The 19,475-nt window shown below is 42.3% G+C and carries 20 protein-coding genes; 8 read left to right on the top strand and 12 right to left on the bottom strand.

Translation table 11 applies throughout. The features are described 5' to 3' along the window. Positions 1 to 117: 117 nt before the first annotated feature. Positions 118 to 609 (bottom strand): macro domain-containing protein, encoded by a 492-nt coding sequence (locus FTU92_RS08970; protein WP_004976080.1) that lies wholly within the window; start codon positions 607 to 609, stop codon positions 118 to 120. Between the two features lie 442 nt (positions 610 to 1,051). Between FTU92_RS08970 and FTU92_RS08975 the strand changes: the two genes are divergently transcribed. Next, positions 1,052 to 1,243 (top strand): hypothetical protein, encoded by a 192-nt coding sequence (locus tag FTU92_RS08975; protein WP_004976081.1) that lies wholly within the window; start codon positions 1,052 to 1,054, stop codon positions 1,241 to 1,243. A 15-nt stretch (positions 1,244 to 1,258) separates the two neighbouring features. Here the strand turns inward: FTU92_RS08975 and ptsP are convergent, their stop codons facing one another. Beyond that, positions 1,259 to 3,556, bottom strand: a complete 2,298-nt coding sequence (gene ptsP / locus FTU92_RS08980) for a phosphoenolpyruvate--protein phosphotransferase (RefSeq protein WP_167845752.1) — start codon at positions 3,554 to 3,556, stop codon at positions 1,259 to 1,261. A gap of 99 nt (positions 3,557 to 3,655) precedes the next feature. Beyond that, positions 3,656 to 4,138, bottom strand: a complete 483-nt coding sequence (locus FTU92_RS08985) for an RNA pyrophosphohydrolase (RefSeq protein ID WP_004976084.1) — start codon at positions 4,136 to 4,138, stop codon at positions 3,656 to 3,658. A 183-nt stretch (positions 4,139 to 4,321) separates the two neighbouring features. Here FTU92_RS08985 and FTU92_RS08990 point away from each other — a divergent pair, with 183 nt between their 5' ends. Both FTU92_RS08990 and FTU92_RS08995 read left to right on the top strand, forming a co-directional pair. Next, positions 4,322 to 4,972, top strand: coding sequence for an HAD family phosphatase (locus tag FTU92_RS08990; RefSeq protein WP_070155338.1), 651 nt, complete (start codon positions 4,322 to 4,324; stop codon positions 4,970 to 4,972). Between the two features lie 153 nt (positions 4,973 to 5,125). Next, the gene (locus tag FTU92_RS08995; RefSeq protein WP_004976087.1) at positions 5,126 to 5,371 is read left to right on the top strand and encodes a DUF2789 family protein; all 246 of its coding nucleotides are present in this window, start codon (positions 5,126 to 5,128) and stop codon (positions 5,369 to 5,371) included. A gap of 94 nt (positions 5,372 to 5,465) precedes the next feature. Here the strand turns inward: FTU92_RS08995 and FTU92_RS09000 are convergent, their stop codons facing one another. Together FTU92_RS09000 and FTU92_RS09005 are read right to left on the bottom strand one after the other, a co-directional pair. Further along, positions 5,466 to 6,326 (bottom strand): LysR family transcriptional regulator, encoded by an 861-nt coding sequence (locus FTU92_RS09000; RefSeq protein WP_136144730.1) that lies wholly within the window; start codon positions 6,324 to 6,326, stop codon positions 5,466 to 5,468. A 208-nt stretch (positions 6,327 to 6,534) separates the two neighbouring features. Then, positions 6,535 to 6,771, bottom strand: coding sequence for a DUF2061 domain-containing protein (locus FTU92_RS09005; protein WP_004976091.1), 237 nt, complete (start codon positions 6,769 to 6,771; stop codon positions 6,535 to 6,537). Between the two features lie 319 nt (positions 6,772 to 7,090). Here FTU92_RS09005 and leuC point away from each other — a divergent pair, with 319 nt between their 5' ends. The 4 genes from leuC to leuB all read left to right on the top strand — a co-directional run bounded on the left by leuC (position 7,091) and on the right by leuB (position 11,072). Continuing rightward, positions 7,091 to 8,539 carry a 3-isopropylmalate dehydratase large subunit gene (leuC, locus tag FTU92_RS09010; protein ID WP_004976092.1) on the top strand — a complete coding sequence of 483 codons (1,449 nt, stop codon included), beginning with the start codon at positions 7,091 to 7,093 and terminating at the stop codon, positions 8,537 to 8,539. A 97-nt stretch (positions 8,540 to 8,636) separates the two neighbouring features. Further along, entirely contained in the window at positions 8,637 to 9,287 is a 651-nt protein-coding gene (gene leuD, locus FTU92_RS09015) for a 3-isopropylmalate dehydratase small subunit (protein WP_004976094.1), read from the top strand. A gap of 102 nt (positions 9,288 to 9,389) precedes the next feature. After that, on the top strand, positions 9,390 to 9,953 hold the full coding sequence (locus FTU92_RS09020) for a hypothetical protein (protein WP_179993537.1): 564 nt from the start codon (positions 9,390 to 9,392) through the stop codon (positions 9,951 to 9,953). Between the two features lie 39 nt (positions 9,954 to 9,992). Then, a complete protein-coding gene (leuB, locus tag FTU92_RS09025) occupies positions 9,993 to 11,072 on the top strand; it encodes a 3-isopropylmalate dehydrogenase (RefSeq protein WP_004976098.1) in 1,080 nt (359 codons plus the stop codon). 114 nt (positions 11,073 to 11,186) lie between these two features. Here leuB and FTU92_RS09030 read toward each other — a convergent pair whose 3' ends face one another. Both FTU92_RS09030 and infA read right to left on the bottom strand, forming a co-directional pair. After that, complete coding sequence (locus FTU92_RS09030; RefSeq protein WP_004976100.1) at positions 11,187 to 11,594, bottom strand: hypothetical protein; 408 nt, start codon at positions 11,592 to 11,594, stop codon at positions 11,187 to 11,189. 158 nt (positions 11,595 to 11,752) lie between these two features. Further along, positions 11,753 to 11,974 carry a translation initiation factor IF-1 gene (gene infA, locus FTU92_RS09035; RefSeq protein WP_001284370.1) on the bottom strand — a complete coding sequence of 74 codons (222 nt, stop codon included), beginning with the start codon at positions 11,972 to 11,974 and terminating at the stop codon, positions 11,753 to 11,755. Between the two features lie 230 nt (positions 11,975 to 12,204). On the opposite strand from infA, the gene FTU92_RS09040 reads away from it, so the two are divergent. Then, positions 12,205 to 13,212, top strand: a complete 1,008-nt coding sequence (locus tag FTU92_RS09040) for an AraC family transcriptional regulator (RefSeq protein ID WP_004976104.1) — start codon at positions 12,205 to 12,207, stop codon at positions 13,210 to 13,212. Positions 13,213 to 13,340: 128 nt separating this feature from the next. Here FTU92_RS09040 and truA read toward each other — a convergent pair whose 3' ends face one another. From truA to asd, 5 genes are all read right to left on the bottom strand, one after another. Next, positions 13,341 to 14,138, bottom strand: a complete 798-nt coding sequence (gene truA, locus FTU92_RS09045; RefSeq protein ID WP_004976106.1) for a tRNA pseudouridine(38-40) synthase TruA — start codon at positions 14,136 to 14,138, stop codon at positions 13,341 to 13,343. 12 nt (positions 14,139 to 14,150) lie between these two features. After that, on the bottom strand, positions 14,151 to 15,131 hold the full coding sequence (locus tag FTU92_RS09050) for an asparaginase (protein ID WP_180096116.1): 981 nt from the start codon (positions 15,129 to 15,131) through the stop codon (positions 14,151 to 14,153). 46 nt (positions 15,132 to 15,177) lie between these two features. After that, positions 15,178 to 16,527, bottom strand: a complete 1,350-nt coding sequence (locus tag FTU92_RS09055; RefSeq protein ID WP_180096118.1) for a fimbrial protein FimV — start codon at positions 16,525 to 16,527, stop codon at positions 15,178 to 15,180. A 66-nt stretch (positions 16,528 to 16,593) separates the two neighbouring features. Continuing rightward, the gene (locus FTU92_RS09060) at positions 16,594 to 18,012 is read right to left on the bottom strand and encodes a FimV family protein (protein WP_228153767.1); all 1,419 of its coding nucleotides are present in this window, start codon (positions 18,010 to 18,012) and stop codon (positions 16,594 to 16,596) included. Between the two features lie 169 nt (positions 18,013 to 18,181). Next, complete coding sequence (gene asd / locus FTU92_RS09065; RefSeq protein ID WP_004976115.1) at positions 18,182 to 19,300, bottom strand: aspartate-semialdehyde dehydrogenase; 1,119 nt, start codon at positions 19,298 to 19,300, stop codon at positions 18,182 to 18,184. Between the last annotated feature and the right edge of the window lie 175 nt (positions 19,301 to 19,475).

Below are 19,475 nucleotides of genomic sequence, written 5' to 3' on the forward strand. Positions count from 1 at the left end.
TCTGCACAAAAAATTCACCCGCTTGGTAAAACCAAACGGGTGAATTGAACCGTATATTGCAGTCGAGTCGTGATCAATCACGCTCGCTTGTAGCAAAGCTGATTGCTTCAGCGAAACTTATTTCGCAGGCTCTTCAGCTTTTACACCTTTTTGATATAGAGTGTAGATGTAAATTGGAATATCCAAATCTTCTAAGTGTTTGTAGATGAGTGGACGTACATCTTCCCAATCTAAACCGCCTACACCTGTTGCAAGACGCGGTAACGCCAAGCTTTCAATTTTCTCTTCTTCAATCAACTGTTTTAAGTTTTTCAAAGTGCGGTTGACGTATTCTGTCGATGCTTTACCTGGTTTTGAACCGTTGTCATAAGCCGCTTCCTGAGTCATCAGGTTGACGATGCGTTGACCTTCGGCATTGACCCAAGTCCATTGCTCACCCGCTTTAGGATGGTAAATATGACAATAGTTGCGGAAGTCTTTATATAGCGCAGGCCAGTGCTCACGCAGACTTAAAGCCAAACCTGTTGCAAAGTTATCGTTAGGGGCAACACCGTGAGCAATCGCACGTGCTTCGCTCAGTAAAATATCTCCAGAAACTTCATAAATCATGAATTTGACTCCTGTTTTTAATGGTCTTGTTAAACTGATCTTCTATATTCATATTAGCCAATCATTGCAGTTTTTCTAGTGGATTTTATAACTAATAAGTCTTTGAAAAGTAATAAAATTTTTTAGAATTTTATGCTATAATTGTATGGGTAAAGCCGCTGAGTGTTCTTTAAAATAGCCTTCAAAAATAACCGTCAGAAAAATCTGATAAAGTGGCGGCAATAATTTATTTCCCCTTCTTTTTATCTTAGCACTATTGAGTGAAAATCGCTTGTAAAATGTACAAAAAAGCGTATGATCGGCTTCCCAATTTAATATGGAACATTGGTGAGAGAATAGTCACGTTATGCAGAAGCAATTGGCTTGAATTTTCCCTCAACATCTCCATCTAAAAGAGTAGCGACACTGCTCATTTCCATGATCAACCGAAAGGAACAGCGTAATGGCAAAGAAAAAACAGCCTGAGCTTATTCAGCATAACTTTGTGGCCAAGCACATGCACGAGGTCAACAAAAGTCAGGTTTTTGTAGACCGTAAGAAAAATGCCAAACGAGGCTATAGTAAACACAAACAAGGGCGATATTCCGATGATTATCGCCCTTGTTGTTTTTGGAGTGAATGGTGTGTTGCTTGAGGCTTAAACTAAGTTTTATGGAGATACGATACGTGTCGCTAGTTTCACCATATCGCCCAAGCCATGGGTTTTAAAATAATATTCCATCAGACTTTTCACCATCAGCGGATTATTCATTTTTAACGCCTGATCTAATAAATGTTGCGCATCGGTCATCGGTACATGACAAATTGCTTTACGCACCCGCAAGATATTACTTGAACTCATCGACAGGGTATTAAAGCCCATTGCCATCAGAATTACCGCAGACAGCGGATCTCCTGCCATTTCGCCACAAACGCTCACAGGCTTGTCATATTTATGACATTCTTTCACCAAGCGGGTTAAGGCGCGCAGTACTGCAGGATGAAAGTGTGAATAGACGTTGGCCACACGCGGATTGTTACGATCCACTGCCAATAAATACTGGGTTAAATCGTTTGATCCTACCGAGAAAAAATCCACCAACGGGGCAAATTCATCAATTTGCAGCAGCACACTCGGTACTTCTACCATAATGCCAATTTTCGGTTTGGTGATTTTAACCTGTTCTTCTTCCTGCACTGCTTGCAAGTCACGATCTAGCAAATACAAGGCTTCTTCAACCTCGCTGACACTGGTGATCATTGGCAGCAAAATATGCAGATTATTCAAACCAATACTGGCTTTGAGCATGGCACGAATTTGCGAAGAAAAAATTTCAGGATGATCTAGCGTGAAGCGAATCCCGCGCCAACCCAAGGCTGAGTTTTCTTCTTCAATCGAAAAGTACGGCAAGTCCTTGTCTGCGCCAATATCTAGCGTACGCATCACCACAGGTTTGTTGGCAAAGTGACTGAGCTGTTGGCGGTAAATAGCACGCTGTTCTTCTTCACCTGGGAAGCGATCACGCAGCATAAATGGAATTTCAGAACGATATAAACCAACACCTTTAGCACCGCGTTGTACGCCACGCACCACGTCAATCATCAAGCCTGTATTGACATACAATTTTACCGCTACGCCGTCAGGGGTAATGGCATCTTTGGTTTCATATTGCTTGAGGTCTTTGGCAATCTGTTCTTCTTCTTTTTGAATTTCTTTATAGCGTGTCCGCATGCGACGTGGCGGGTTGATAAACACCCGACCTTGGTGCGCATCTACAATCATTTCCACATCGTCTAGGCTGTTGATCGGCAACTCAGTTACGCCAACTACGGTTGGAATACCCAAAGCACGTGCCACAATGACCATGTGAGAATTCATTGCGCCTTCGGTGGTAACAATCGCTGCAATTTTATCGACAGGTAGTTCTACCAAAGCTGCTGTGGAAATTTCTTCGCCAATTAAAATACTTTCATCGGTCAGTTCACGGTGACTGGCATCGGCTTCTTGTAAAGAGGCGAGAATACGACGCCCTAAATCTTTCAGGTCAGAAACACGTTCGCGTAAATAGTCATCTTCCATTTGCGAAAATAGGGCAATGTGATTGTCAATTACAATACGCACTGCACCTTGTGCCCAGTTACCTTCACGAATCAGTTCTTTAATTTCTGCAGGCAGGGCATTTTCATCCAACATGCGTAGGAACACACTGAATAAAGCGCGTTCTTCTGCCATTAAGGCATCCTGCATTTTGTCATCTAGTGCCTGAATTTCTTGACGCACTGCATCTAGTGCGTTGTCTAGTAATTCTAACTCTTCACTAATGTCTTCAGCTTCACGATCAGGTACAGCCGCCAAATCTGCAGGTGGATACAGAATTACCGCACGACCCAGTGCAATCCCGCCCGAACCTGATACGCCCTGAAAGGTTTTGTAGGCAGGCAGGTTGTTGGGTTTGCGGAACACATCAATGTTGCCCACGGCATGCGCATGCGCAATGACACCTGAAAGCTGAGCACAAAGTGTCACTAAAAAGGATTCTGCCGCTTCAGAAAAGTCTTGTTTGTCCTTGTTTTGCACCACAAGAACGCCCATAACTTTACGGCGATACATGACAGGCACGCCAAGGAAAGAATTATAAATTTCCTCGCCTGTTTCGGCCAAATACATGAAGCGTTCGTGTTTAGGTGCGTCGTCTAGGTTGACAATTTCTTCACGTTGTCCGACTAAACCGACCAAACCTTCACTGGTATGTAGAGACACATGCCCCACAGCCTCAGGATTTAAACCCTTTGATGCCATGAGCAAATAGCGTTGATTGCGTTCATCGAGCAGGTAAATAGAGCAGACATCCACATGCATGGCTTCTGCGACCTGATTGACCATAATATCGAGTGATTCATGCAAACTGGTGGACGCATTGATTTCTTGTACAATGCGTCTAAGGGTATCCAGTTGCATGTTCGACATACGCGCTACTCCATATTCCAATCAATGATTTGAGGTCAGTTTTACACCACAGATGACCCTATAACAATAAGCTAAAAAATCTACATCTTCATGCAAATTTTAAGGTTTTTTCAGGGGCAATTGATTGCACAATTCCACCATCGCTTTACGGTAGACGTCACGTTTAAAATTGACGACCTGACCAAGCGGATACCAGTAACTGACCCATTGCCATTGATCAAATTCGGGTGGGTCTGACAAATTCAGCCGAATATGATGCGCTGACGCTGTCAGTTGCAATAAAAACCACTTCTGTTTTTGACCAATACATACGGGATCTGAATCCGTGCGTATATACCGATGTGGCAAACGATAACGCAGCCAACCCTTAGTTTGCGCGATAACTTGGACGTGTTCGGGCAGTAAGCCAACTTCTTCTCTCAGCTCACGATAAAGTGCCTGTTCAGGGGTTTCTCCATATTGGATACCTCCTTGCGGAAATTGCCATGCATTGTGACCAATGCGTTTTGCCCATAAAACTTGTCCAAACTCGTTTGCCAAAATGATCCCGACATTGGGTCGGAAACCTTCTGAGTCGATCATTTGGCTACCTAAATATTGTTTAATTTATGACTTTGCACTCGGGGATGATGATTTCTTTTCTCCAACTCGAAAACGCAAAGTGTAAATAATGTTAAAATTGCTATGATCTTAACGAATTTCTATCGACTAGCGGAGATAGATTTACAATTTTTTTCTTAAATTTCAGTTTTTACGAGTATTTTCATGAAATTGGCGCTATTTGATCTCGATCACACCTTGTTAAATACTGATTCAGATCATTCTTGGGGTGAGTTTTTGGTAAGTGAAGGCTTGGTTGATCCTGTTCGCCATCGCGCCATGAACGACAAGTTTTATGAAGACTACAAAGCAGGGCAACTCGACCCAATTGCATATAACGAATTTGTATTTGAGTTTTTAACCCAGCACGACAATCAGTACCTCACAGATTTGCATGAACTATTTATGCAAAAGGTGATTCGTCCACAAATGCGCCCTGAAGGGTTTAAAGCTATTCAGCGTCATCAAGAATTAGGGCATGAATTGGTGGGGATTACAGCAACATCTGACTTTATTACTGCACCTATTTTCCGTGAGTTTGGTATTAGTGAAATTATTGCCACCAATGCCGAAGTGGTCGATGGTAAATATACAGGCAAAGTCATTAATACTGCGTGTTATCAACAAGGCAAGTTGGTGCGTTTGGAGCAATGGCTTGCAGGGCGTGAAGTGACAGAATCTTGGGCATATTCAGACTCGATTAATGATCGTTTCTTGTTGGAATATGCAGATCACGCCATTGCTGTAAATCCTGATGCACGTTTACAGGCTTTGGCTGAAGAGCAAGGTTGGGATGTGCAGGACTGGTCAATTTAAGTCTGAATTTTTTTGAGGTGTTGCTACTCTGGCTTTTACTAGCTTATTGATTTATTTTTGTTTTTATTTATTGCAATGTTGGATTATGTCATTCATTTTTAGAATAGGCATGCTAAGGTAAGACAAGAATTAAAAATGATCAGGAGTGAAAAAATGAGTGGTGTACGCCCAAGAATGACACATTTATTTGAACAACTGGGTTTGGATGCCAGTGAAGCTGCGATTCAGCAATTTATTGAAACGCATCAATTGAATGCAGAAACAACAATTGCCGAGGCAGAATTTTGGACGGAAGCACAGCGTCAGTTTATCGTCGAAAAAATGAAATCGGATGGTTCATGGGCAATTGTGGTAGACCAATTGAATGAATCTTTGCATGAAGATTCGGTGAGTCGTTAAGACTTCACTTGTGTCCAAGTTGAGCCAATAAAAAAACACCCTCAGTACAATCGTGTCTGAGGGTGTTTTTCATTCAAAAGAAACCATTAATCTTTTAGTGTTTCATCATCTCAATCAATTCTAAAACAGCGCGTGATTGCGTCCGTCCCGGATGCCATACCATGCCCAATTGACGGTTCATTTCTAAGTCAATATCTAACTGTTGTAAGTCCTGATTGACCAACGTTTTAGGTAAAACAGACCATCCCAAACCAATTGACACTAACATCCGAATTGATTCTAACGGATTGTTGCTCATGGTAACTTTGGGTTTGACGCCTTGCTTTTCAAATTCTGCCAAAGTGATTTGACTGGTATAAGTTTGCGCGGCAGGCAACAAACTTGGGTAGGCGAGTAAATCGGTCAATTGCAGGTTTTTCTGATGTGCAAGAGGATGAAAAGGCGCAACCACAAACACCAATGGATCATTCCAAATGGTGACATAAGACAGACGTTCATCTAATTTAGGCGGTAAGGTCAGAAAAGCCAGTTCTAAATCGCCCGCCAAAACTTGTTCATGTGCCTGTTCAGAATCGACAAAATGCACATCTAGCGTGACGTTGGGAAATTCTTGCACATATTCACGCAAATGATTGGGTAAATGGTGTAAACCAATATGATGACTGGTACCAATTTTCAGTTTGCCTTGAACCTGTCCTTGCTCATGACTGAGGGTGTGGTGAATATCGCCCAGTTCATTCAGCCAGTTTTTGACTTTGGGTAATAATGAATGTGCTGCATGCGTGGCTTGCACTCCACGACCTGCTGATTCAAACAGTTTCACGCCAAAATAGTCTTCTAGGCTGTGAATACGTTTGGTCACCGCAGGTTGGGTAATAAATAACTGATCTGCTGCCAAAGAAATAGAACCTGTTTCCATGACTTTAACAAAGGCTTCAAAGGCTGCAAGATTCATTTGCACCATCCATAAAGATTTTTTATTACTGTGCTTATTATTTAGAAAAAATTAGAATTAATCAAAACAAATTCTACTTATTTTTAAACTATGCGTTTGGGATGATCTTGTGGAGATACAGTAGAGATAAAAAAAATATCATCGTGGGCTGCAACCAAGATGATCTCAAACTGAAATGGAATATTCACAAGCAGAATCTATAAAACCATTAAGCGATAATTTTAGAATCTTGCGTTTGTGCTTTCTTTTCCCAAATCCGCTCGTGAATGAAATACGCAACAGCTTGTACTGTCGGTTCGACCAAACTTAAGGTAATGGCCATCCAAATATTGCCTGTGACTATATAACCGACCACCATCGCCACGGTGATGTGCATGATGTAGTAGCTTAAAGTTTTTTTGAACATGCGTTGATTGTTGGCGACAAATTTTTGAATATGGCTCATGTGAATACTCCTTCTGCTGCTTTGACCGTTTTCTGTGTGGATAGCTAAAGGATAATTATTCTTATTTAATTTGTAAAAACGAATAATTTTGTAATTTTGATTGGAAAATTAGATTTTAATAGAAAGATTATAAGGTCAAAATTTTAAGCATCTATTTGTTTTTGCTTATAGGCAGGTCGTGATGAATCAATAAAAATTATTTTGCTAGAAATTCCTAAAAGTTTTTAAATTAATAAAAATGATAAATTAGATTTATACAAATTCGCGGTTATAATCAAATTAATGAAAAAATTACCCAGTCCAGTGGAGTAGATCTGACATGGCAGGCGAAAACCAACAAGCACAAAATCCAGCTGCAAAAACTTTGTACGACAAATTGTGGGATGATCACTTGGTCACTCAACGTGATGATGGCTCGGCTTTATTGTATATCGACCGTCATTTATTGCATGAAGTGACTTCTCCACAAGCCTTTGAAGGTTTGCAACTTGCAGGACGTAAGCCGTGGCGTTTAAGTGCCAACGTGGCAACGCCTGACCATAACGTACCAACGTCTAAGAAAGAACGTGCAGACGGTATTGCAGGTATTGAAGATGATACCTCACGTATTCAGGTACAAACTTTAGATGACAACTGTAAAACCTTTAACGTGGTGCAGTTTGACATCAACGACATCCGTCAGGGGATTGCGCACGTGGTTGGGCCTGAGCAGGGCTTAACTTTGCCAGGTATGACCGTAGTTTGTGGTGACTCACATACAGCGACTCACGGTGCATTTGGGTGTTTAGCGCATGGTATTGGGACGTCTGAAGTTGAACACGTATTAGCAACCCAATGCTTAGTTCAAAAGAAAATGAAAAACATGCTAGTGCGTGTAGATGGCAAATTAGGTCAAGGTGTTACACCGAAAGATGTCGTTTTAGCGATCATTGGTAAAATTGGTACTGCAGGCGGTACAGGTCACGCGATTGAGTTTGGTGGTCAAGTATTCCGTGATATGTCGATTGAAGGACGTATGACAGTATGTAATATGGCGATTGAAGCAGGCGCGCGCGTAGGTATGGTCGCTGTGGATGACAAAACCATTGAATACGTGAAAGGTCGTAACTATGCACCAAAAGGCGAGCAATGGGATGCAGCAGTTGCTTACTGGAATACTTTACACTCAGACGAAGGTGCACACTTTGACACCGTAGTGGTATTACAAGGTGAAGAAATTGAGCCGCAAGTGTCTTGGGGAACTTCACCTGAAATGGTGATTCCAGTGTCACAAGCCGTACCAACTTTAGAACAGGCGAAAGATGACGTACAGCGCAATGACTGGACGCGTGCTTATCAATATATGGGCTTAACTGCAGGTCAGTCTTTGGCAGATATTCAATTAGACCGCGTATTTATTGGCTCATGCACCAACTCGCGTATTGAAGATATTCGTGCAGCCGCTGAAGTGATTAAAGGTCGTAAAGTTGCAGCAAGCATTAAACAGGCGATGGTGGTTCCGGGTTCTGGTTTAGTTAAGCAACAAGCGGAACAAGAAGGCTTAGACAAAGTGTTTGTAGAAGCAGGCTTTGAATGGCGTGAACCAGGTTGTTCAATGTGCTTGGCAATGAACGCAGACAAATTGCAACCGGGTGAACACTGTGCATCGACTTCAAACCGTAACTTTGAAGGTCGTCAAGGTAACGGTGGTCGTACCCATTTGGTGAGTCCAGCAATGGCAGCTGCGGCAGCAATCGCAGGTCATTTTGTAGACGTACGTTCATTCTAAGTTATGCCTTCATCCCAGCCTTCTCTCAGAGAGATGGCGTTCCCTCTCGCTATAGCAGAGGGCAAGGGAGAGGTTACGGATTCAGTGAGAATTAAACATGAAAAAATATACCGTTGAACAAGGTATCGTTGCACCATTAGACCGTGCCAATGTCGATACAGACTTAATCATTCCAAAACAGTTTTTGAAATCTATCAAACGTACAGGTTTTGGCGATAACTTATTTGATGAATTGCGTTATTTAGATGAAGGTTATCCGGGTCAGGACAACTCAAAACGTCCGATTAATACTGAGTTTGTATTGAATCAGCCGCGTTATCAGGGTGCTTCAATCTTAATTTCACGTGCCAACTTTGGTTGTGGTTCAAGCCGTGAGCACGCACCTTGGGCATTGAATGAATATGGTTTCCGTACCGTTATTGCACCAAGCTTTGCCGATATTTTCTTCAATAACTGCTTTAAAAACGGCATGTTGCCTGTGATCTTGTCTGAAGAGCAGGTCGAGCAATTATTTAAAGAGTGTGCGGCGACTGAAGGCTATCAATTAACCATCGACTTGGACGCACAAGAAGTACGTACACCAAGCGGTACGGCATTTAAATTTGAAGTAGATCCATTCCGTAAACACTGTTTATTGAATGGTTTGGATGATATTGGCTTAACATTACAAGCAGCCGATGACATTCGTGCTTATGAAGAGAAAACTAAGCAGTCGCGTCCATGGGTTTTTGCCGAAATTCAGGCATAAATTCGCTGAAATTTGTCATAGCATCGCTGCCTAACTCTTGCTAACATCGGCACATAATAATTTTTATATTTTGTATCTAACAGGTGAGGTTGGGCGCGAACAATGACTAAAATTTTCGGTCGGCTTGCTGTCATTGGATTATGTATCACCATGCTAAGCGCATGCCAAACGTGGAATACAGCACGCATTAAACAGGTGAAAGAAACTGAACAAAGCAAATCCAATGCACTGATTTACTGTGCGGGTACAGATGATTGTGAGTTTGAGCGTTTAAATACGGTCACAATTGTCGATGCAGAAAAACATCGTGTTACACGTGCTGCCATTCAGGAGGGTTTGGTACGTTTACAGGAATCATCCTTAAATAAATCCAATGCCTTGTATTTGTCTGTACCGCCTAAACAACATGAATTGGTGATTCGCTTTTATCCCATTTCTAAAGATCGTGCAGAAAAACTGCATGTAATTCATAAGTTTAATGCCAGGCAAAAATATACCTTTAGAATGTATCGTGATCGAAGTCGTACTAAAGGCAGCTTATTAAATGTGTCTGCGCCAGATCCTTTATGTGTAGATTTGGTGCAAAACAACAAAACCATTCGACGTTTTTGCAAACCCTACAATGTCTTAAATGGCTTGGGTGAGTTTGTAGAACAAAAAATTTAATCCCACAGTCTTTGACTGTCATGAACAATGGAAACTCTCATGTCAAAACATATTTTGATTTTAGCTGGTGACGGCATTGGTCCAGAAATTGTGAAAGCTGCTGAACAAGTGCTGACACGTGTCAATGAAAAATTCAATTTGGGTTTGACTTGGGAACAAGGTTTATTGGGTGGTTCTGCAATTGATGCACATGGTGAACCGTACCCAGCAGTAACATCTGAGCAAGCGAAAAAAGCCGATGCAATTTTATTGGGTGCAGTTGGTGGTCCAAAATGGGACAACATTGAGCGCTCAATCCGTCCAGAGCGTGGTTTGTTAAAATTGCGTTCAGAACTCAATTTATTTGCGAACTTACGTCCTGCAATTTTGTATCCACAATTGGCAGATGCTTCAAGCTTAAAACCTGAAATTGTATCGGGCTTAGATATCTTAATCGTGCGTGAATTGACGGGTGGTATCTATTTCGGTCAGCCACGTGGTATTCGCGAATTAGAAAACGGTGAAAAACAAGGTTTTAACACCGACGTATATGCTGAGTCAGAAATCAAACGCATTGCAAAAGTAGCGTTTGAAATGGCGAAATTGCGTGGTGGTAAAGTATGTTCGGTAGATAAAGCCAACGTACTGGAAGTGACTGAATTGTGGAAGCAAACTGTGACTCAGTTACATGCAGAGCAGTACCCAGAAATCAACTTGTCGCACATGTATGTCGATAACGCAGCGATGCAATTGGTACGCGCGCCAAAACAATTTGACGTATTGGTGACAGGTAACTTGTTTGGTGACATCTTGTCTGATGAAGCGGCGATGTTGACAGGTTCTATTGGTATGTTGCCATCTGCATCTTTAGACGAAAATGGCAAAGGTATGTATGAGCCTTGCCATGGTTCAGCGCCAGATATCGCAGGTCAAAACTTGGCAAACCCATTGGCAACCATTCTTTCTGTGGCAATGATGTTACGTTACACCTTCCGCGAAGAAGCGGCAGCAAAAGCCATTGAAGATGCAGTAGGCAATGTATTAGATCAAGGTTTACGTACTGCCGATATTATGTCTGAAGGCATGAATAAAGTTGGTACTGTTGAAATGGGTCAAGCAGTCGTTACGGCACTCAACTAAAAATTTAAGCGATTTAACCTATCGCTTACAGCTCAAAATCAAATCATTAAACGCAGTCTTCGGGCTGCGTTTTTTTATTGGTTTTGTACTTTCAGAGTGTTTTAGCTAGGAGACTTAACAGCGTTGTCCCGAAACATACACTGCGGTAGCAATACCCTGCTGTAGGCGAAAATACAAATCACAAGTCAGTGCAACATCGTAACTTTCATGACTCGGGATACCGATATTTAACGGAACAGCACCAATACCTGTAGTGGGATGCTGCGCCATAGGGATCGGAACACGTACAGGACGAATGATACGGTAATGTAGCAATTGAGGGGTAGCTTGAGCTGTACCAAGCTGTTGATAGCCAATTTGGCTTAATTGCAAATGGGTCAGGATATATTGGCTAGATTGACCAATAAATTGCTGTAAATACGCATCGCGGTTTAAAGTGGAATGCGGTGGATTACTACTACACGCCACTAAACTGAGCGCAAAAAGACCTGTTATACAAGCAACGCAGGATCGAAATAACATGCTTTTTCTCCCTTGCTCAAAACTTTATTGTAGAAGGCAATGCAAGAAAAGAATGTGGTGATTCGATAAGCGGCGGGGACGAATGAAAAGCTAAACAGAATTTTTTTAAGTGAACGTAAAAAAGCCACTCCGAAAGTGGCTTTAGCTTACTCTAAAACTTAGCGTGCGCGGTAAGTGATGCGACCCTTGGTTAAGTCGTAAGGTGTCATTTCAACTTTCACACTGTCGCCTGTTAAAATACGAATATAGTGTTTACGCATTTTACCAGAAATGTGAGCAATCACTTCATGACCGTTTTCTAAACGTACACGAAACATAGTATTAGGAAGCGTTTCGGTGACAACGCCTTCGAACTCGATGAGTTCCTCTTTATTGGCCATAGCCTACCTGAGTATCAAATTGGAAAGGCGCAAATTATAGGCAATTTTTCTGAAAAAAACAAGATGCTTTACCCTATACACAGCGCATCTGTTAGTAAAATAAGCGAATCATCGGTTTATACTTTTTCTGTAAAAATGGGCTTGGGTAGGTTGTCAGTTCGGTCAATCGCAGTTAATCTAATTTCAATCTTTTTAAGTATAAATGAAGTACATACAAGGAAGGTTTTTGCGTGGGTCAGCTAACTGATGCATCGGTTGTATTGCGTTTAGGCTACCAAGCGATTCGTCGTGCGGGGTTGCCAACCGAAGATATTTTAACAAAAGCAGGTGTGGCCTTAAATCAGGTCGAAGCCAATGAGCGTACGCCTTTAAATGCACAATATGCGTTTTGGGTTGCGGCTGAGGAAGTCAGTAAAGACCCTGATATTGGTTTACATCTGGGGGAACATTTGCCACTTTATCGCGGGCAGGTGATTGAACATTTGTTTATTTCTTCAGAAAACTTTGGTGAAGGCCTAAAACGTGCTTTGGCTTATCAACGCCTGATTAGTGATGCTTTTGATGCCAAATTGGTGGTGGAAGATGGACGCTGCTATTTAACCAATGGCGTGCAGCCGTGGTCAGAAAATATCGTCAATCGTCATTTTTCTGAATGCGCCATGTCGGGTGTTTTACGCTTCTTTAAATTCATTACCGAAGGTCGTTTTCAGCCTATTTATATTGACTTTAACTTTAGTGATGGTGCTGCAGATGATGAATATTTCCGTGTCTTTGAATGTCCTGTGAGTTTGGGGCAGAAAGAAACGCGTTTGTATTTTGATCCGAGTATTTTGGATTATCCACTGTGGCAGGCAGAACCTGAGTTATTGCAATTACACGAACAGTTGGCATTGGAAAAGCTGCAGGAGCTGGCGCGTTATGACTTGGTTGGTGAAGTACGCCGTGCCATTGGTTCAACTTTAGAAAGCGGTGAAACGACATTGGAAACAGTAGCGGCGCAATTGAATATCACGCCACGCCGTTTGCGTACCCAATTGAGCGAAGCCAATACCAGTTTTCAGCAAATTCTGTCCGATTATCGCTGTCGTCTGGCTAAACGATTATTATCGAATACCAATGAAAGCGTGGAGCGGATTGTGTACTTAACGGGTTTTTCAGAGCCAAGTACGTTCTATCGTGCCTTTAAACGCTGGACCAATGAAACCCCAGTGGAATATAGAAAGCGCAAGCAGCGTTAAGTTTGAAAATTTAAAACCTTTCCTAAACAGAATCCCCCTAAATCCCCCTTTTTCAAAGGGGGACTTTCGTTTTAAAGCCTCGAAATGGAGCTCCTCTCTTTGGAAAAGGGAGGTCGGAAGGGATTAAATTATTCCGGCATATTTAACCAATGTGGCCCTAAGGGAACTTTCGGTAAATCAAACTGTTCAGGATAGTGTGCCTGAATAAAATACAAGCCATCGGGTGGGGCGGTAATTCCTGCTGCTTTACGGTCTTGAGCTGCAAAAATTTGGTCAATATGCGCAATGTCATATAAACCTTGTCCAATCTCCAATAGACAACCCATGATATTGCGAACCATGTGATGTAAAAAACCATCGGCTTGAATATCTAATACCAAATAATTGCCGTGACGAATTAAGCGACAATGACTGACATGACGGACAGGCTGATTGGACTGACACGCTGCAGCACGAAAGCTTTCAAAATTATGTGTCCCTTCAAATTTCTGCGCAGCTGCAATCATTTTATCGACATCTAAAGGATAATAAGCGTGGGTGACTTGTTTGTGCAGCAAGGCAGGGCGTTGTGGATTGTTATACACCACATAGCGATAACGCCGTGCCTGAGCCTTAAAACGGGCATGGAAGTCCATATCCATCGTTTTAATCCATTGAATCGCAATGTCTTTGGGTAGTTGGCTGTTGGCACCCATTAACCAACCGCGTTCAGGGCGAATGGCATGCGTATCAAAATGTGCCACCATATTGGTTGCATGCACGCCTGCATCGGTACGTCCTGCACCATGTAAAATAATGGGTTCATCGGCAATTTTGCTCAGAACTTTTTCAATGGTTTCCTGCACACTAGGTACGCCTGCTTGCTGGGTCTGCCAACCCCGATACCGAATGCCACAAAACTCAATTCCGATTGCAAAACGCTGCATAATCACCTCAAATCACACTGAAGACTGCCAATGCGCATACCACTGTGCAAGGCTGTCGTATTGTAAATACATTTTTAAGGCTTTGGCATAAAGATCTGCGTGACTTTGGCAATCACTGATTAAAATTTTGCTGTCCTGTAACCACTGGCTGATTGCATAGCGTTGTTGCATGCCACCAAAAGTGACTTGTGTGGTGAGAATGACGGCACATTGTTGAGCTTGCAAGGCCTGAATTAACTCAATCACTTCGGCATTGACGGCCATATTGCCTGTACCATAACTCTGTAAAATGAGGCAGTGTGGGGGATGTTGCTGTAAGGCTTTTAAATTATCGACCAAAGCAGAAATGGCAATTGGCTGCAACATCCAATTCAGGCAGTTAAAGTGCTGGGCTTTTTCAATATGTTGAGAGCTAATGTTGAATGCTGGCTCATTCTGCGATTTGCTCTCCGTGCAAACCAAAGCGGACTGACCTATAAATGCATTTAACTCGGTGGTGTGTTGTTTCAGTGCCGTTGCGGCATGAATCAGTTGATTATGGAAGGCGAGATATACGCCCTGAGTCACTTGATGAATCTGTTGTAAAGCAAAATTCAGGTTGTCCAAGGCATCACTAAATTCACGGGTATCTGTGCCTTGTGCATTGAGTAAGGGATATTGGCTACCCGTGAGAATGACATGGGTACTTTGCGCTAAAAAACGTGCCAAGACTGCGCTGGCATAGCTGAGGGTGTCGGTGCCATGTAAAATAACGAAATGTTGAAAATCATCGTGTTGTAATTTTTGAATATATTGAATGAGCTGTAACCAGTCTGCGGCTGTGCAGGCACTACTGTCTTTAATGACAGGGGCAACAAAGCATTCAATCTCTAAATTTAGGGGTAAGACCTGTGCCAAGCGTGGCAGAAATTGCTCCGCAGGCATTGGGCTTAGTGGTTCACCGACACAGCCAAAAGTGCCGCCCATATAGATTAACGCAATTTTTTTTATCATAAAAAAAGCAGCCAAGAATGACTGCTTTATCTTAATCTGATTTGAATTAAGAAGCGATTTGATTCAGTAACTGATCGGCACGTTGGCGTTGTTCAGCAGAATAATTTGCGCCTTGTTCGCTAAGTAAAGCTTTCGCAGCATCATAAGCGCCCAACTCTACATATTGGCTCGCTAAGTCTAAGTTCAACTGAATTTCATCCACTTGAGATAAGTCTGGGAATGATTTCACCAATGGATCATTTAGATCAACATCTGTGCTGACAACGGTTGCAGCAGGTTCAAGTGCAATACTTGGTGCAGCAATGACTTCAGGTTCAATTGCAGGCTGAAGGTTGGTTTCCTCAGCAGGCGCACTGTCAAATGTGAAATTAAAATCAGGCGTTGCAGGTTCAGCTTTTGCTTCAACCGCAGATGCGCTTTCTGGTGTAGAAAAATTGGAGTCTAGACTTGGGGCTTTAGTTGTAGCAGGTGCATTTGCTGGTGTTTCAGATGCTACTATTTCAGTTTTATTCGGTTCTAAATCAAAAGAAAACTCAAGCGGTTGGGCTGCTTCTGTAGCACTTGTACTTGGCTCAGGAGTAATTGCGGGTGTTTCAGTTTTCTCTGTTGCTGGTGCAGTATCTACAGAAAAATTAAAGTCTAAAGCAGCAGGTTCTGCTTTTACTTCAGGCTCAGCTGCTTTTTCTACAGGTGCAGCAGCAGGGCTGAAATTTAACGATGAGGTATCAAATTCTAAAGCTGCTTCAGGTGCTGCTGTTTTATTTGAAGTTAGTTCGTGCTGTAACTGGTCAAAAGAAGAGCTATCAGAAGAGATATCATCTTTTGATTGTATGAGGGCATCAAAATCAGCAGTTGATTTTTGTTCAACAGGAGCCGATTCTAAATCCGCTGGAGTCGTTGGTTGAAAATCAATCCCATCAATTGCTTTGTTGTTTTGCTCATCAAATACTTGTTTTTGAGCTTCTGCTTGAACCAAAATATCATCAAGGCCCAAAGCGCGTATATGATTGAGTAATTGATCAATCGCAAACTCATCTTTTTGCTGTAAATGAATGTCGAGCAAGAATAAATACAGACCGTGTAAAGAATTATCACGTTTTAAGGCCTGGTTGATCTGTGCTTCCGCAGCAAAGAAATTGCGTTCCTTAATCAGATTTTCAATATTTGTCTGAATTTTAACAGGTACAGGGGTAGAGTGTTGTGGAGTTGGAACAACCTCTTCAACCACCACCGATTTCTGGGCAACTTTTTTGGTAGTTGTGGTTTTCTTGCCACTGGTTTTGGCTGGCGCTGCTGTTTTCTTGTTGCTTGGTTCGGCTTCTTTACTTGCTTCACGCTTTTTCAAGAAAATTGCGATCACCAGTAATAAAATAAACGGAATCACATAAATCAGCATGTTTATACCCCTTGAGGATGTGGTCCCTGTTTGACCTTATCCCAAAAAAATCATTGTGTGTAACATTTAGTGTTTTGGCTTATTTGCGGCTTGTTGTTTTTGCAATTGTTGTTGCAGTTCAGCAAGGCGCGCGTTGAGTAATTGAATTCTGTGATCCTTCTGACGTAATGCCAATTCTAATTCTGTTACGTTTCTCTGTAATTTAACGGTTTTCTCACGGGATGTCATAACTTTTAATGACAAGTCACCCGAAGTTTGTGTGGATTGTGTGTTCTTCTTGGCAGAACCGTGGGTGGAGTCCTGTTGATTCTCTGCCACGAGGCTCATTTCTGCTTGATTTAAACGATATTTGGCTTTGCCTGATTGTGGTGTACTGGCCGTTTCTGGTTTTGGAATTGCGGCTTTTTTCTCTGTTTTAGAGTTAGCTTGTGCATGTAAATTTAAGGTCGCACCACGACGCAAACGATTGGCATCGCCTTGAATAAAAGCATGCTCATTATTGGCTTTAATTTGCTGCATCACTTCAGCAACAGGGCGGTTATTTTCACCCGCAATGCGTGAGGCAATTGCCCATAATGATTCATTCGATTGCACCACGTGTTGGGTATTGACTGCAGGCATGGCTGTGGCAGGGCTTGGTTTAGCCTGTGCAGCCGCTGTTTGTGCAGGCTTTTTCACGGCAGCAGCAGGCTGAGTTTGTGCCAGTTGCTTCGTGCGTTGCTGTTCAGCAAATTTTTGTACCAATGGATCAGCCGATTGTTGTGCAGTGACTGACGTAGTCGCTGTAGATGCTGTCGGTGTTGGGTTGTTATTTGTTTTTGCTGGCGCTGCTTTTGGAGCAGCAACAGTCGTATTTTCACTCGCTGCGCTACGGCTTGGCGCAGTTTGAATCACTGTTACTGCTTGATGGTTTAACGCAGGCGGTGTATTGCGTTTAATGGTTAGCGGTGCTTCAAAAGCCTGTTGTTCAATTGCTTTGGGTGTTTCAACCTGATAGGCCGTACTTACAGGTAAATTTAAAGCAATATCTTGCTCATTGACAATCATAACAGGCATTAAAGCTTGTTCATTGCTACGTTGCATAGCGGCCAATGGCGCAGGTGCACTGCGTTTTAATGGGGTGCGAATATGTTGCAGGCGGGTTGCATTGCCTTCTTTAATTTTGACCACAATATTCAACTCAGACTCGGTTAGAGGTCGAGATGAGGTAATGGTGATAACCCCTGTACCATTGCTGTTACGACGTGTAAAAAAGTTAAGATGACCAGGCGGACGGTGACTCGCACCAATCGACATCAGATCTTCGGCCGTAGCTAAACTAACATCAATCGCTTCATTCACATTCGATTGACGAAAGTTGATTTCGGCATAGAGCAATTCCCCAGTTGTTGACTGAATTTGAATCGGGTCAACATTCATTGCATACATTTGCTGTGAAGCCAAAATAGATAAAATGGCGATCTTTAATTTGTTATATACAGTCATCTTAATTGTTAGCTCGGTCATTTATCGCAAGGCGAAAAGGATAGAGTAGCGAGTTGTATGTCGATTGTAAAATATTAACACGTTGATTACATAAAAAAGCCAGTCAAATTTGACTGGCTTGTTGAGTTTGATCACAGAATCCAAAATGATTCAGTGCTCAAGACGAGGCTTAAGCATTTTTGTAATCAATTAAGATGCGTAACATGCGACGTAATGGCTCTGCTGCACCCCAAAGTAATTGGTCACCTACAGTGAATGCACCAAGGTACTCTTTACCCATGTTCATTTTGCGTAAACGACCAACAGGTACTGTTAAAGTCCCTGTAACTGCAACTGGGGTAAGATCGGTCATTGATGCTTCGCGTGTATTTGGTACCACTTTTGCCCATTGGCTTGATTGACGAATCATATCTTCAATTTCGTTCAATGGAACGTCTTTTTTCAGCTTCAATGTGATTGCCTGAGAGTGACAACGCATTGCACCAATACGTACACAGTGACCATCAATAGGAACAATCTGCTGATTGCCTAAAATTTTGTTGGTTTCAACCTGACCTTTCCATTCTTCTTTTGACTGACCGCTTTCAAGCTGTTTGTCGATATATGGAATGAGAGAACCCGCTAAAGGCACACCAAAGTTTGCCGATGGGAAACCTTCGCCGCGTTGTAATTCGGCAATTTTAGAGTCGATGTCTAAAATTGGTGAACGTGGGTCATCCAACAAGTCTTTGGTGTTGTTATACAAGTAGCCCATGCCTGTGATCAGCTCACGCATGTTTTGCGCACCTGCACCAGAAGCTGCTTGATAGGTCATTGAAGTTGCCCATTCCACCAAATTGTTTTGGAATAATGAACCCAAGCCCATCAACATGAGTGAAACAGTACAGTTACCGCCCACAAATGTTTTGGTGCCATTCACCAAGCCATCTTTAATGACATTCATGTTGACTGGATCAAGTACGATAATCGCTTCATCATCCATACGTAGGGTAGATGCAGCATCAATCCAGTAACCATTCCATCCTTCAGCTTTAAGCTTCGGGAAAACGGCAGAAGTGTAATCACCACCTTGACAGGTAATAATGACATCCATTTGCTTCAGACTTTCAATATCTGTTGCATCCATAAGTGCTGGGGCAGTCTTACCACCAAATGCTGGTGCTTCACCACCAGCATTACTGGTAGAGAAATAGAATGGTTCAAAATGAGCAAAATCATTTTCTTCAACCATACGTTGCATAAGGACGGAACCCACCATCCCGCGCCAACCGACCAGACCTACTTTCATGCCACTTTGCCTCGGTGCGTTAAAAAACAATAAAGGAATATAAGTCTATCAAAAGGGGGCGCAACTGCAAGCATTACATGAACAAAACATGAGTATTATTGAGTGAAATCTCTTGTTTGTGTTACATACAAAATTGATAACTTTGGTTTTCATGTAAAAACGACAAAAAATACAA

Origin of the sequence: Acinetobacter sp. YH12205 (genome assembly GCF_013418125.1) — a bacterium.
Classification (GTDB): domain Bacteria; phylum Pseudomonadota; class Gammaproteobacteria; order Pseudomonadales; family Moraxellaceae; genus Acinetobacter; species Acinetobacter towneri.